We start from the raw sequence: 14,397 nt of genomic DNA on the forward strand, positions 1-14,397 counted from the left end.
TTAAAGGAAGTACATAATCAAATGAAATTGCCTTATCGAAAAGGTGTCATTACATCGTTACTTACCGCTTTGGTGTTGTCGCTATCTGGCTGCGACAGTATTAATTTAAGTGGCCGCGAACCGGGGGAAATTCCGTTTTCCTTAGTGGATGTTGATACCGGTGAATGCCCAATGTTAATGAAAATTGGCCAACAGCGCTGGAATATCGATTACTTTGGTTTCTACTTAAGCAACCCTGAAGTTAGAATAGACGGAAAATGGCAGCCAGTTAATTTCAAAAAAAATGATTGGCAAACGGCTAAAGTGGCGTTAATGAAGTTTCATTCCTTGTGCAACGCACCTGAGCAAGCCAATGACAAAATTGTGTTAGATGTCTCTAAGGCGTTAATGAAATTGGCCACAAACTTGCGATTTACCATGGGGGTGCCGGTGGCGGAAAACCATGCGAATCCGTTAACATTGCCATCTCCGCTTAACGACAGCTCAATGTTTTGGAGCTGGCAAAATGGGCACAAATTCTTGCGCATAGATGTGTCTAAGCACAGCGACCCTACCCGCACCTGGTCGTATCATTTAGGCAGTGTGGGATGTGAGTCGGAGTCAGCGGTACGCCCACCAGAAAAATCATGTGCTTTTACTAATAGAGTAGAGTTTATTTTGCCAATGACACAGCTTGATACCGACCTCGATTTAGAAGTGTCAGTGTCTAATATCGTTGCGCAGGTAAATCTTGAAGACAGCCCAAGCTGTATGTTTGAAACCCCAGAATCCGCGCCTTGCGACAAACTAATTCAAAACTTAGTGCATAGACCGTGGATAAAGTGGCAATAGCTTCTCATTTTCCACGCCTTAAAAAGTGCACGGCAAAACATGTAATACTTGTTTCACTAGCATCATTACTGTTGTCGTGCACCAAAGCTCCCACGCCGTATTCATGGTCTTTACCACACAATGTGCCTATTCCCTTGGTACCTGAAGATAACCCCATGACAGAAGAAGGTGTGGCTTTAGGCGAAGCGCTGTTTTTTGACCGCGCGCTAAGTGTAAACCAAACATTGTCTTGTGCCGATTGTCATCAGCCTGCGTTGTCATTTGCTGAAAGTCAAAAAGTGTCTGTAGGGGCTAATGGCGAAGCACTAAAGCGCAATGCCTTAGCCTTAGTGAATGTTGCCTATAATGCCTCTTTTACATGGGCGCACAACAACTTGGAAAGCATAGAAAAGCAAATCCTTATCCCGCTATTTAACGAGCACCCTATTGAAATGGGCGTGACTGGAAACGAATCAGAAATTCTTAGACGGTTCTCCACTATAGAATACAAAGCGCTATTTAAGGCCGCCTATGGCGATGAACGGGCGTCAATGAATACTATTGTTAAAGCGTTAGCCAGCTATGTTCGAAGCCTTGTGTCTTTTAATAGCCCATTCGATGACTATGCTTATGCGGGTAACGATCAGGCGTTAACAAAGCAACAGATAAAAGGGCTTAATTTATTTTTCTCTGAGCGTACAGAGTGCTTTCATTGTCACGGTGGCATTAACTTTACGCAATCTTCGAAACATAGTTTTCAGGCGTTTAGCGTGCAGCCGTTTCACAATACGGGTCTTTATAACGAGGATGGCAAAGGCAGCTATCCGTTATCTGATGTAGGACTTTACGCAATAACGCACAATAAACGCGATATGGGTAAGTTCCGTGCACCAACGCTTCGCAATATCGAACTTACTGCGCCTTATATGCACGACGGCAGCATAGCTACTCTCGAAGAGGTAATAGATTTCTATGCTAGAGGAGGTAACTACGCCGAAATGCCCAACCCTTATCGCAGCCCGTTTATTAAAGGCTTCACTATTACCGAAGAAGAAAAAGCGGCTCTTGTGGCATTTTTACAAAGCTTAACTGACCAAACCTTCACAAAAATGCATAAAAGGCCCGAAAAAAAGTAAGTTTTTTGCTCTTTTGACGCAATTTGTGTTTATACTTTATCCGAAATATCAACCAAATGCTTGTGTGCCTTTGTTAACATCGTGGTAAACTGGTCGTCTTGTGAATTTGTTAACAATCAAAAATAAGCAGGTGAGCAGTCGCGGAGATGAGAATGACAGAGAAACCTTTTATTACTAGTGGTCGCAATACCATAATACATAAAATAAGAAAGTTAGATCTATTGGTAATTAACGGTGATGAACATCCGCCAATTATTGTAACTTATAAAGGTATTAAGCAATACGAAGGCAAAGTGCCTGAGAATAAGCGCGAAGCTAAAATGATGGACATGGAAATGGTAGATGTAACTACCAGTGAGGTTTTTGGGGACGAAAAAACGTTACTCTTTATACAAACCTTAAATGGTAAAGAGTACAAAATTGATTATTCTAAAACCGGCACTAGCATGTTTATCAAAATTCATCAGGACAGCTTTTTCTGATTGGGTGAATGCCTTGAGCTGATGGGGTCTATTCAAGACGGCCCCAGTAACTCGTAAAAAGCAAGTTAACCTTTATACGTGCTAAGCACTTTCTTTTTAGATAATTCCATCCACTTTCAGTTATATTCCTTTCTATTATCTGTTTGTATCAAAGTGTGTGTTAAGCACGACTAATAACTGTTTAGACCGATTATTAAACTCTGCAATTTGTGCACTTATCGCAACGTCGCAAATAGCGGGGTTTTAACGATTTTATAGCGTTAATTTAACAAAGTTTCACTAGTTTAATGCTGCGGAGGCAAAAAGAGGTAGTCACCGCATTGCCGAATTTTACTAGAGGATTTTTGTTATGTTTATGTCACGCCGCATTACCCAATTTGCATTCATTGGCCTTTCTTTTTCGTTTGTTGCAAGTGCTGCTCAAGCAGAAAGTTTCCCCGCTGAGATGGAAGACCAGCTCGTCGCAGTTTGTGAAGCTGTAAAAAGCGACAACCGTCTTAAGCTAAACCGTGCAGTAAAAGCAACGGGGTTGAACTATCGCGACCTCCATCAAGGTTTAGTATGTAATGGTGAAGATATGTTGACCTTTGCCGCAACGCATGGCGCAGAAAAAACGGGCGCGTTGATAGCCCGACATGCGAACACATCTCAAGCTGTATTAACCGCTAAGCGTTAATGTTTATGTTTCTACCCCCTGGCAATTTGGGCTACAGCGGTTGTTGTAGCTCCTTTTTCGTCGCTATAACCATTGAAGACCGATAAAGGGAAAGCAAGTGATTGCATTAGTGTTTTTACAATCTGCTTCGTTTCAAAAAGCACTCGTTGAAGTACTGAGGCATTTGGGAATATTTTCTCAAATCTTTGAGGCTGAATCGACGGGACATTGTTTAGCATTGGCAGAAAAACACCCGCATTCAATAGGGTTTTACACTGTAGGCCAATCAAGTCGTAATCTCGCTTCACGCTATTGGATTGCAGTAGGAGAGATGGATAACGAAGCACTATTGGCATTTCAGTACAATGCGTCAGGTTTTATCAAATTTCCATTTGATCAAGAGCAGGTTTCACTTTCTATTGAGCACGTCAAACATCTGTATCATTATTACCAGCGAGGAAGTCAATTTAGCCAGCTTGTAAAGGGGCTATGCAGGCAACACGGTGTCACTGAGTCAGCATTACTTGCCACACTTCGTCGTCAACTGTCATTAAACAATGAGCCTAAGGTTGTTGGCATTAAATCTGAAAACGGATGGCGATGTGTAGACCCCGCGGAAATTAAATGGATAGAGGCCGCAGGGGATTATATGTGCGTACAAACCATGTCTGAAAATTTTGTGGTTAGAACAACCTTGTGTGAACTTCTTAAACGCCTTGGAGATGAACACTTCAAACGCTGCAACCGCTCTGTGGTGGTCAATGCCCAACACGTAGCGCATTTAGAGCAAAAATTTAATCAGCAAAGGGTAGTCATGCAAGGTGGTGAAGTATTTAAAATTACTCACAAATATTACTATCAAATATGGCAAGACCGCGAAAACTGCTAACTTCGATAATTTCACACTAAGACCTTTGTCTTGCTGGTGATAGTGCCTTCAAATAGTTACACTTTCTCTTCGTCAAATCGTCAAAAGTAACACGAAGGTCATGTGCGAAGTGCAAAAGAATAGTGCGAAAAATTATGTCATCGGTGCAGCGCTCGTATTTGGCGCGTACTACGTGGGTAACTTGGTTACTCACACCTTTGTGCTTCCAATTCCTGGGTCTTTAGTTGGCTTGCTTTTCTTGCTTTCACTATTGTTTATTTTTCCCATCTTCGAGCATCACGTAGCTAACTTTGCCCTGACCCCGCTAAAACACATGTCTTTGCTATTTGTACCCGCAGTGTTAGGCGTTTCACTGTATTGGAGTGAAATACAACAAAACGCGCTGGCTATTGTATTGGCTATCGTTGTAACCACATCGCTTTGTCTTGGTACCACGGGGTGGATTTCACAACGATTATTTTCTAAAAAGAATTCTATAAGCAAACGCGTAATAAAAGAGGCCAGCAAGCGTGATCAACATAAAAATGAGAGCACTTGCGATGATTGATGCGCTGTACAATACCTTTTCAATTTCAGGTATTACCTGGATAGCTATTTCGCTGACGAGTTACTTTATTGGTCTTAACTGTCATCGTTTATGTCGTGGTCACCCTATTACGCACCCACTTATTATTACGGCACTACTGGTTGGGTTGTGTCTTTATTTCAGCCAAACCTCAGTGCTCCATTATCAACAAAGTGCTTCGTTACTTCACTGGTTATTGGGGCCGGTAACAGTGGCGTTAGCGTTACCTATTTATCGACAATGGCAACGTTTGCGACATTACGGTTGGCGTCTACTGATAAGTATTGCTATTGGCGGCGTAATTGCGCCTCTGACAGCCTGGCTAGCGCTATATTTGCTAGATGCACCTTCGGCCATGCAGATGACGATGTTAGCAAAGTCTATCACTACACCTCTCGCTATGGAGGCAAGTGAACAAATTGGTGGCATTCCAGCCCTTGCTGCCGTTTTCGTCATTGTTACTGGTGTTGTTGGTGCTATTGTTTCATCGGGTATGTTCTTGCTATTTAAGGTTACAGACAGGCAAGCGCAAGGTATTGCATTAGGCACGGTGGCGCACGCTGTAGGCACTGCTAAAGCCATTCATATGGGCGATGATGTCTCAGCCATGGCGACACTCGGTTTATGTATAAATGGCATATTCACTGCGCTGGTCCTACCCCTACTGTTTAGCTTATTCGGCTAAAAGCTGATAAAAAGGAAGTGGCAATATTCTCCAAAAGTGCTATTTCTTAGTGAGGTGTTTCGTATCAATATAGGGCATCTATAAAACATCGCTTCAGTTCAGCACAAGTGTGCCGATACAAGGCTAATTAGTGAAACTTCAGTGAGAGCTGTAATCAAATACTTGGTGGTAAATTAATTCCATGTTTTCTGTACTCGTTTGTGACGATTCTCTGGTTGCTCGAAAGCAAGTTGCAAAGTGCCTCCCACAAGATTGGGAAGTGGCAGTACACTTCGCGAAAAATGGTCAAGAAGCGTTAACTGCGCTCAGCGAAGGTAAGGGGAATTTGCTATTACTCGATCTCAATATGCCTATACTTGATGGCTACGGCACTTTGGAAGCTATTCAGCAGCAAGGACTTCGAACCAAAGTAATTGTGGTGTCGGGTGACATTCAACCCGAGGCTCACGCCCGTGTGACAGCCTTAGGTGCGTTGGATTTTATACGCAAGCCGGTGGATCCTAAGGCGCTTGCTGATGTGCTCGATAAGCATAATATCTTGCATGTTGACGAGGTGGTTGAAGAGGAACTGTCCCCGTTAGATCCTGATATTCGCGACTGTTACCAAGAAATTACTAACATTGCGATGGGGCAAGCGGGCGATCATCTTGCACGCATTATGAATGTGTTTGTTGAATTGCCCATTCCTAATGTCAACCTTATTGAAGTTTCTGAACTGCATATGATGCTTTCCGATATCGAAAGTCACGAGCAAGTCACTGCCGTATGTCAGGGGTTCTTGGGTCCTGGCGTAAGTGGCGAAGCATTGTGCATTTTAAGTGATTCGAGCTTTGATGACGTGGCAAAAATTCTGAATGTTGAAGGTGAAGTTGACGACCAATTGCAGCTTGAACTCCTAATGGACGCGGCCAGTATCTTGATTGGCACCTGTTTAACTGGCTTGGCCAATCAAATGGATATTAACTTCAGTCAAGGTCATCCTATTGTGCTGGGGCAACACCGTGCAATTACTGAAATTATCAGTATGAATAAAATAAAATGGCGGCGTACTCTCGCCATTGAGTTAAGCTATGGGTTAGAGGGCTACAATGTACAGTGTGACTTGATTTTGTTGTTTACCGAAGAATCAATGAACATGATGAATTCAAAACTTGCCCATTTGTTGGAGGATGAGTAGTGAGCCAGCAACTAGAAGAGTTACAAGAATTCCATTGGATGATGGATATGCTGCAGTCAGTAGACGTCGGCATAGTAGTACTCGACCGTAACTTCACTGTAAAAGTGTGGAACGGTTTTATGGAAAGTCACAGTGGCTTACTGCCTAGTGAGGTAAGAGATAAATCGCTGTTTTCGCTTTTTCCAACCATAAAACAGGATTGGTTTGTTAAGAAAGCTAAGCCTGTATTCGATCTTAAAACCCGTGCATTTATGACATGGGAACAACGTCCTTATTTGTTCAAGTTTCCTAATTATCGGCCGATTACAGGAAGTGAATTGTTCATGTATCAAAATATCACGCTTTCACCGCTTACATCTGCGACGGGGAAAGTCGATTACATAAGTATGATGATATACGACATGACCGATGTAGCGGTGGGTAAAAAGCAATTGGAAGCATTGCAAGTCATGATTTCAGAAGCGCAAGAGACTCATAGAACATTGTAAGCGTGTAAGCGCTGAGTGTTAAAGTACCTACCCGCTGCAATAATCAATACATAAACGACATGTTTCAATGCAAGGCGTATTCGCTTGTTATGCATAGGGAGTAATTATGCAAGCCACTTTTCTTTTCACTTCACACAAAGCGTCTGACGCATTGGCTCGCGCTGCTGGCTTTGTGTTTACGCTTTTGTTATTACAAGCTTGTGGTGGCGGTGGTTCAGACGATTCTGCGCCTGCTACCAGTAACCTAGTGGTGAATGCAGGCCCCGATGTTACGTTAACTGAGGGCGTTGAACATACATTAAATGCAACAGCAACGGGCGGTGATACCACCTATTCATACAGTTGGGTTTCTACACCGGCGTTGTCATTGGTGCAAAGTGATGCGACATCACCCGCGGTTAGTTTTACAGCCCCTGAAGTAATAAATGAGTCGACTTATGTTGTTACGGTAACGGTGAATGACGCAAGTGGTAACATTGCCAGCGATTCAACCACAGTAACGGTAACGCCAGTAAATGTTGCTCCAGTGGCCAATATCGTTGTTCCTCAGTGGGGAACACTGCCAGCCAATCGCTTTCCAGGTGGTGTAGAGATTATCCTCGATGGTTCATCGAGTTCCGATGAAGATGCCAGAGAAACCCCACAAGGTATTGAGTTTTACAGTTGGTCGCAAGTCGCCGGGCCAAACGTTATCACAGGTGCTGAAATTGACGAACCTACGTTGACCATTACTACCCCAATTACCAGTGATGCGCAAAGCCTGCAATTTGAGTTACTGGTTACTGATTTTGAAGGTGCGACAGACACCGAAATTGTGACTATTCAAGTACAGTCAGAAACCCAAACGCTTCCCGTTGTAAGTGCAGGTGTGTCACAAGGTGTGTTTAGTGGCGAAGTGGTGATATTAAAAGGCGAGGGCTCTACCACTATTCCAAGTGCCTTACCCCTTCGTTATTTGTGGGAGCGAAGCGGTAACGGGTTACCTTCAAATACGCCTGACATAGATGACAGTGACGCGCGTTCCACGTTTGATATTGCACCACTAGTATCTCAAGCTACAGTTGTGGCATATACACTCACCGTTACAGATGCCAATGGCAACGCCGTTGAAGACACAATAAATGTGCGTGTTTTACCTATACCAACACCACTTCTTAACGATACGGGTGTAGTTCAGCAATCTACTGCTACCGCATTGACGTCTGCGCAACAAAACGACTACCCAGGCCAAGATGGCCAACGTGGTCAAGATGTTATCAATAAAAACGGTGTGTATGAGAAAGCGGGAAGAGGGCAAGCCAGCTTCGATTTTACCCACCTTAACGAAAATGGTGATGAGCAAGACGCCAGTGTAGCCGAGTGGTCTTGTGTTCGTGACAACACAACGGGCTTGGTGTGGGAAGTAAAAACTGATGATGGCTCATTTCAAGACCACAGTTTCACTTACACCTGGTTTGACGAAGAAAATAATGGTGGTTTCGCGGGTGATGAAACGGGAAGTAATGGTAGTTGTTTATTAGGTGTTTGTAACACAGCGGCTTACATTGCAGCAGTTAATGCAATGGGCTTATGTGGCTTCTATGACTGGCGTCTACCGTCACATAATGAACTATTTTCATTAATGCATTTAGGTATTGCCTCTGGAGTAGTTGTAGATGAAAACTACTTCCCAAATACAGGTACGTTCAGCTCATCACCATTGTGGTATTGGACAGCCACATCAAGTGCTGATGGGGTGAGTGGCGATGAAGCCAGAAACGCCTGGGCATTAGATTTTAATAGTGGTGTCGATAACTTTTTGAATAAATCAGCAGCCTCACGTGTTCGATTAGTAAGAGCGGGAAGATAATGAAAACAACAAAAACACTAACCAAAAATGTTATGGCAACATTACTCTTAGCCAGTTCTTTTGTTGCTTCAAATGTGTTCGCTCAAGAATGCCTAGAAGAAGGTGTACCCACTAAACCAGATGAAGACTTCGTTATTTTAGATGAAGATCAAGTGCTTGATACTGCTTCCGACCTTGTGTGGCGCAGGTGTTCAGAAGGGCAGACATGGAGCGTAGATTCGTGTGTTGGTGAAGCAGATAAGTTCTCATGGCAGCAAGCCCTTGTGCAAGCTCATGAAGCTAGTGACACCGATTTATCCGGCTGGCGTCTACCTAATGTAAAAGAGTTGGCTTCTCTTACTGAGCGCAACTGTGTGAGACCGGCAATCAATACTGTGTTGTTTCCTAACACTCCAGCTGATGACTTTTGGAGTTCAACGCCATCAGTGACAGATCCAGATCGCGCTTGGGTTGTAGCGTTTTTTAACGCAAGCCACTCCATAAAAGAAAAAGACCGCTTTGTTTATGTGCGCTTGGTCCGTACTTATACTAATGAGTAAGTTGTAAGGGTTTTTACACATAGGTTTTTGCAAGATCTCGTCCTAACACTTTCATCATTGAAAGCACGCTATATAATGCGTGCTTTCTTTTTTGAACGATATAGTCAAATTCAACCTGATTTTTAGCACGTTAGACTCATGATGGCTTTTTATTTCGCACTAAGCTAGCCACAATATTAGTATGAAAATATTTTTCCGCCTTCGGGCTGTAATCTTCACAATGTTTTTGTTCACTGGGCTTAGTTCATCAGCGCAGGCAGAATATACGTGTGATATCGATTTCGCATTTGGAATTGCGGTAAACAATCACCAGCTTAGGGTGCTGGACAAAACACGTACTGTTGTCCAAATAAACGGACAATCTCAGTTATTTATAGGTGGTCGGTGGCAGACGCTAACCGATGAACAGCGCGGTTGGCTTAAAGATTATGCAAGCGGTCTGCATTATGTTGTTCCCAAGATGATTGTACTGGCTACCGAAGGTGTAGATTTAGCCATTGATACCATAGAGCACGTTTACCTTGGTTTGGTAGGGCGAGATCACGACAGCTACGAACGTTTAAATACGGCAATGAGCCGTGTTCAGAACCGCGTTAAAGACAAGTTTAGGCATGCCAGCAACCATTACTTTATTGGCCCCGGATCGTTAGAAAGCGTTGATGATTTTGTGGATAGCGAAATTGAAGCGCAGTTGGAAGAGGCTATTTCAACATCGGTAGGTGGGATCTTATCGGCAATCAGTGGTATCAACACGGGTAACAGCGATGTTAACCAAGAAAAAGTGGCTGAAATTACCCGTCAACTTAACAGCGTTGGTGAACAGTTAGACGTGGGAGACAAAGCAACAACATTGCGCAAGAAAGCCGAATGGTTTTGTGAAAAGCTCAAGCGTTTAGACATTGCTGAAGAAAAGTTGCGCGCAAGTGTTCCCGACTTTAAGCCTTACGACATCATTATTTCCCAAAAGAAAAAGTCCAATGAAGAGTCAGGCGAGTAGTAGTCAGATATCAGATTAGTCGCAAGGCAATTTTCTCTTGTACTCACACAAAACAAGAAAGTAACGAATTAAGGTAGCGCCTGCCTCTAGCTGTCACTTGCCATGTTTTATCGGTAATTTCTAACAACCCTTTTTGCTGTGCATCATCAAGTGCATATTGCACATCGTCACTTAGCGTCAAGCCAGTAAAGTTGTGATAATCATCAATAGGGCAAGGCTCTAACAAACGAAAGCGGTTCATAAAAAATTCAAAAGGCAAATCTTCCGCTTGTACTTGAGTTGTACTGTCAATGTAAGGACGGCTCATTTCCATGTAACCACGAGGGTGTTTGGTCTTCACCGTTCGATGAATGGTGCCATTTTTAGCATCGGTAATTTTGCCATGAGCACCACACCCAATACCGATATAGTCACCGAAACGCCAGTAGTTTAAATTGTGCCGACACTGATGCCCTGGCTTTGCATAACCTGAAATCTCATATTGTTGAAACCCCTCGGCTTCAAGCAGGGCATGACCTTTTTCCTGAATGTCCCACAAAATATCGTCATCGGGTAATTCCGGCGGCCGCGAATAAAAAGGCGTGTTAGGCTCAATGGTAAGTTGGTACCACGACAGGTGATAAGGAGCTAGCGCAATGCCTTTGCGTAAATCACTCATTGCATTATCAACACTTTGCTCAGGCAGTCCATGCATCAAATCTAGGTTAAACGTAGGTAAACCAGCAGTGTGAGCTTGTTTTACGGCATTTTCTGCTTGATGCGCGTTGTGAATTCTTCCTAAAACACCAAGGTGCTTCTCTTGAAAGCTTTGGATACCTACAGAGATACGGTTAACGCCTGCCTGATAAAAGCCTGAAAACTTGCCCGCTTCCACTGTGCCGGGGTTAGCTTCCATCGTAATTTCTGCACTGTTTGATAAGTTTACTCGCGACTTAACGCCTGACAAGATGTTATGTATCGCCTCAGCAGAAAACAAACTTGGCGTTCCACCACCAATAAAAATGGTTTCTACTGTGCGGTTACCAATGTGCTTAGCGTCATTGGCGAGGTCGTCGAGCAAATGGGCAACATATTCTTTTTCAGGCAAGGCAGATTTGAGCCCGTGTGAATTAAAATCGCAATACGGGCATTTTTGAACACACCATGGAATGTGAATATATAAACTTAGCGGGGGGTTAAGCAAAAGCAACTCTCATATTATCTAGCAAAATGCCTAGCGCATTACCGCGGTGACTAATGCGGTTCTTCTCTGCTTTTTCAAGTTCAGCTGCGCTGCAGCCATGACTAGGTACATAAAAGACAGGGTCGTAGCCAAAACCACCGTCACCAGAACGAGAGGTTAAGATTTCACCTTGCCATTTGCCTTGACTAATCAGTGGTACGGGGTCGCCTGCATGACGCATAAATACCAATGTGCAGAAGAAATGCGCCTTGCGCTTAGTTTCTCCATCGAGAGCAGCAAGTAGCTTGTCGATATTCGCACTGTCGTTGGCGTTCTCACCAGCATAACGAGCTGAGTAAATGCCCGGTGCGCCACCCAGAGCATCAACCACTAAGCCTGAATCGTCAGCAATTGCGGGTAGTCCGGTTTCATGAGCAGCATGACGGGCCTTAATAATGGCATTCTCGACAAAGGTAGTGCCTGTTTCAGGTACATCAGAAACACCCAAGTCTTTTTGTGCAATAACGTCCACACCATAGTCTGCAAATAAAGACGCAAACTCGCGAACCTTACCTTGGTTGCCCGTTGCTAAAACAATTTTTTCAGGAAATGTCATTGTACTCCCTTTTGAATGGTGGACGAGCTCGGGCAATGAACGGCGACTGCAGGCGGGGCATTGCTTCCACAAACACGCTGTAAACACGTCCGTGTGCGCTCCGCTGCCGCATCCATGCGGCAGAGGGTTTGTTCCAGCAATACTCCGCCTACATACTGGTTCATTGCCCGAACTCGTCCTTAGCTATTCGTAATGTATGATATTGATTTGCATGTGTAATTAGGGGGAACTCCCCCATTAGCCGCCACTGGATAGTTTCTGCAAGCTAGTTTGCTAATTACTTACGCTTTTTCGGCTTTGCTTTGGCTTTAGCTTTGTCCTTGGCCTTTACTTTTTCTTTTTCGGGCCAATTTTAGGCGTTTTGTTTTTTGGGCGAAGCGTGTCAATAACACGAGCTTTTAGTGGTTCCCCCATGTAACGCGAAGCCTTCGCTACCATTTCAAAGTCGTGCGCTTCAACTAGCGCTATTGCAGTGCCTTTAGCACCCGCGCGACCGGTACGGCCAATGCGGTGTACATAAACGTCAGCTTTGCGTGGCATATCAAAATTGATTACGTGGCTAACATTGGGTACATCAATACCGCGAGCCGCTACATCTGTTGCTAAAAGGATAGGTACTTCGCCACTTTTAAAACGCGCAAGTGCAGCATTGCGTTTATCTTGGGGCATTTCACCTTGTAACCAGCATACCTGTAGCCCTTGAGAAGCAAGGAAGTCTTTAAGCATTTGAAGGCGCTCGCGTGTTTTAACAAACACTACAGCTGTGGTAACTTGCTCTTTAAGGATATGAACTAACAGAGCTTGCTTGTGCGCTAGGTCATCGGCAAGGTGATACCACTGGTGAATCTTGTTCTTTTCTTTGCGCGAAGGCGACGCTTCAATAATTTCTGGGTTTTGCAGAATTTCTTTAGAAAAGTACTTAACGCCTGCACCTTCTAGTGTTGCAGAGAAAAGCATGTTTTGTTTGCGCCATCTCGCTTCACTGGCAATTTGATTCACAATATTTGAAAAGCCCATATCTAACATGCGATCTGCCTCATCTAAAATGAGGCATTCGATATCGCGACAATCAGCGGTTTCTTTTTCAATATGTTCGAACAGGCGCCCTGGTGTAGCAACTAGAATATCAAGGTTCTTACTAAGCGTTTCTTTGTCTGTACCGTAGTTGATACCACCGGTAATGACACCGCACACAAGTTCTGTATGTTTAGTAATAGCTACTGCTTGTTCATAAACTTGTATCGCTAACTCTCGAGTTGGCGCTAATATCAGTATACGTGTTGCACCGGGTTGTCTTCGAGGGAAGTCGAGCAAAAACTGACATGCGGGTAACAGATACGCTGCTGTTTTTCCTGTACCGGTAGGCGCTGAAGCTAGAATATCGCGCCCATCCATAGCGTGAGGCACAACAAGTTGTTGGATACTGGTAGGAGTTTCAAACCCCATTTCTGCGACGGCTTGACACAAGGCATCGTCTAATTCGAGTTCTTCGAAAGTCATAGTAAAAAAACGCTCAAAATGAATGAGCGTATTGTAGCATCTCTATACCAAAACTTAGAGAAAAAAGGCGCTATATTCTTTCACCGTAAGTAAATACACAAGTTAACGGTAATGGTGTAGTGCTGTTGACGTTGATCGTGGTTAAATTGATAAAGTGTATTTCGCTAATTTGGTCAGTTTCTTTTGACTGAGAGATTTCAAAGTAGAAATTGGCATAACTAGCACCATTTTCTTGTAGCTCTAGATAAGGAAACTGGCGCAGTTTCCATTGTCCAGAGGTCTTCATGAGCGTACTGCTACTCGAATTGCTATTGGTCTTTTGGGCATTGGCATTGTTTTCACCAAGTATTAATTCAAATGTACCGTTAGGGTTGAGTGTTAACACGGTATTCTCAGAGCAGGTGTCTGTCTGATATTGATGCGCTAGATCCTGCGATAATAATGTGCCATCGGGCCTGCCGCCCTCAGGTAAGAGAAATAATGCCAGTGAAGTTTTTTGTGTACCAATGATTTCCCTGAGTAAGCATTTGGACTGAATGGATAGGAAATCCCAAAGTATCAGCAATCTCGCTTGTTTTGTCGATAGCATCAGGCTCTTGTAGAAGCAGAGAATAAAGTACGGTATTGCTGGTAACGGTTGACGGAAAATCAAATTCGTTTGACTTCACATCTAGCCCTTCTTTGGTCAGATTGTTTGTTAGCTCATTGCGTTTGTTATCATCAAGGTACTTCGCATAGACATAAACCGTGGGTTTACTGCTACAACCAGGAAGTAGTAGTAATAGAATGGAAAGGAGCATTAAAACAGAGAACTTCATACATTACCTTAAGATTACAAATGTAATCT

16 protein-coding genes and 1 pseudogene are annotated in these 14,397 nt (G+C 43.6%); 12 read left to right on the forward strand and 5 right to left on the reverse strand.

From position 1 onward, the window contains the following. The first annotated feature begins 21 nt into the window (after positions 1–21). The 12 genes from EYR97_RS03040 to EYR97_RS03095 all read left to right on the forward strand — a co-directional run bounded on the left by EYR97_RS03040 (position 22) and on the right by EYR97_RS03095 (position 10,272). Entirely contained in the window at positions 22–831 is an 810-nt protein-coding gene (locus tag EYR97_RS03040; RefSeq protein ID WP_131092369.1) for an MbnP family copper-binding protein, read from the forward strand. 44 nt (positions 832–875) lie between these two features. Further along, on the forward strand, positions 876–1,946 hold the full coding sequence (locus EYR97_RS03045) for an MbnH family di-heme enzyme (RefSeq protein WP_242634902.1): 1,071 nt from the start codon (positions 876–878) through the stop codon (positions 1,944–1,946). 152 nt (positions 1,947–2,098) lie between these two features. Beyond that, entirely contained in the window at positions 2,099–2,428 is a 330-nt protein-coding gene (locus tag EYR97_RS03050; protein ID WP_131092370.1) for a hypothetical protein, read from the forward strand. 349 nt (positions 2,429–2,777) lie between these two features. Continuing rightward, complete coding sequence (locus EYR97_RS03055; RefSeq protein ID WP_131092371.1) at positions 2,778–3,104, forward strand: DUF3718 domain-containing protein; 327 nt, start codon at positions 2,778–2,780, stop codon at positions 3,102–3,104. A 97-nt stretch (positions 3,105–3,201) separates the two neighbouring features. Next, positions 3,202–3,972: a LytTR family DNA-binding domain-containing protein gene (locus EYR97_RS03060; RefSeq protein WP_131092372.1), complete on the forward strand. Its 771-nt coding sequence runs from the start codon at positions 3,202–3,204 to the stop codon at positions 3,970–3,972. A gap of 109 nt (positions 3,973–4,081) precedes the next feature. Continuing rightward, positions 4,082–4,519, forward strand: coding sequence for a CidA/LrgA family protein (locus EYR97_RS03065; protein WP_242634873.1), 438 nt, complete (start codon positions 4,082–4,084; stop codon positions 4,517–4,519). After that, the gene (locus tag EYR97_RS03070; protein ID WP_131092761.1) at positions 4,512–5,222 is read left to right on the forward strand and encodes an LrgB family protein; all 711 of its coding nucleotides are present in this window, start codon (positions 4,512–4,514) and stop codon (positions 5,220–5,222) included. The genes EYR97_RS03065 and EYR97_RS03070 overlap by 8 nt, the downstream gene beginning before the upstream one ends. A gap of 181 nt (positions 5,223–5,403) precedes the next feature. Then, positions 5,404–6,399 (forward strand): response regulator, encoded by a 996-nt coding sequence (locus EYR97_RS03075; RefSeq protein WP_131092374.1) that lies wholly within the window; start codon positions 5,404–5,406, stop codon positions 6,397–6,399. Beyond that, positions 6,399–6,887, forward strand: a complete 489-nt coding sequence (locus tag EYR97_RS03080) for a PAS domain-containing protein (protein WP_131092375.1) — start codon at positions 6,399–6,401, stop codon at positions 6,885–6,887. Before EYR97_RS03075 ends, EYR97_RS03080 begins: the two co-directional genes overlap by 1 nt. Positions 6,888–6,993: 106 nt before the next feature. Next, positions 6,994–8,736, forward strand: a complete 1,743-nt coding sequence (locus EYR97_RS03085; RefSeq protein ID WP_131092376.1) for a DUF1566 domain-containing protein — start codon at positions 6,994–6,996, stop codon at positions 8,734–8,736. Continuing rightward, on the forward strand, positions 8,736–9,275 hold the full coding sequence (locus EYR97_RS03090) for a DUF1566 domain-containing protein (protein ID WP_131092377.1): 540 nt from the start codon (positions 8,736–8,738) through the stop codon (positions 9,273–9,275). Before EYR97_RS03085 ends, EYR97_RS03090 begins: the two co-directional genes overlap by 1 nt. Positions 9,276–9,495: 220 nt before the next feature. Beyond that, positions 9,496–10,272, forward strand: coding sequence for a DUF2884 family protein (locus tag EYR97_RS03095; protein WP_242634874.1), 777 nt, complete (start codon positions 9,496–9,498; stop codon positions 10,270–10,272). A 43-nt stretch (positions 10,273–10,315) separates the two neighbouring features. On the opposite strand, the gene hemW is transcribed toward EYR97_RS03095, so the two are convergent. From hemW to EYR97_RS22135, 5 genes and pseudogenes are all read right to left on the reverse strand, one after another. Continuing rightward, entirely contained in the window at positions 10,316–11,455 is a 1,140-nt protein-coding gene (hemW, locus tag EYR97_RS03100; RefSeq protein ID WP_131092378.1) for a radical SAM family heme chaperone HemW, read from the reverse strand. Continuing rightward, entirely contained in the window at positions 11,448–12,050 is a 603-nt protein-coding gene (locus EYR97_RS03105) for an XTP/dITP diphosphatase (RefSeq protein WP_131092379.1), read from the reverse strand. The genes hemW and EYR97_RS03105 overlap by 8 nt, the downstream gene beginning before the upstream one ends. Before the next feature lie 277 nt (positions 12,051–12,327). Continuing rightward, a pseudogene (gene srmB, locus EYR97_RS03110) lies at positions 12,328–13,550 on the reverse strand (ATP-dependent RNA helicase SrmB). 70 nt (positions 13,551–13,620) lie between these two features. Next, complete coding sequence (locus tag EYR97_RS22130) at positions 13,621–13,935, reverse strand: hypothetical protein (RefSeq protein WP_242634875.1); 315 nt, start codon at positions 13,933–13,935, stop codon at positions 13,621–13,623. A gap of 79 nt (positions 13,936–14,014) precedes the next feature. Further along, positions 14,015–14,368 (reverse strand): hypothetical protein, encoded by a 354-nt coding sequence (locus EYR97_RS22135; RefSeq protein WP_242634876.1) that lies wholly within the window; start codon positions 14,366–14,368, stop codon positions 14,015–14,017. Positions 14,369–14,397 lie beyond the last annotated feature (29 nt).

Origin of the sequence: Alteromonas sp. KUL42, from assembly GCF_006538325.1 — a bacterium.
In the GTDB taxonomy this organism is placed as follows: domain Bacteria; phylum Pseudomonadota; class Gammaproteobacteria; order Enterobacterales; family Alteromonadaceae; genus Alteromonas.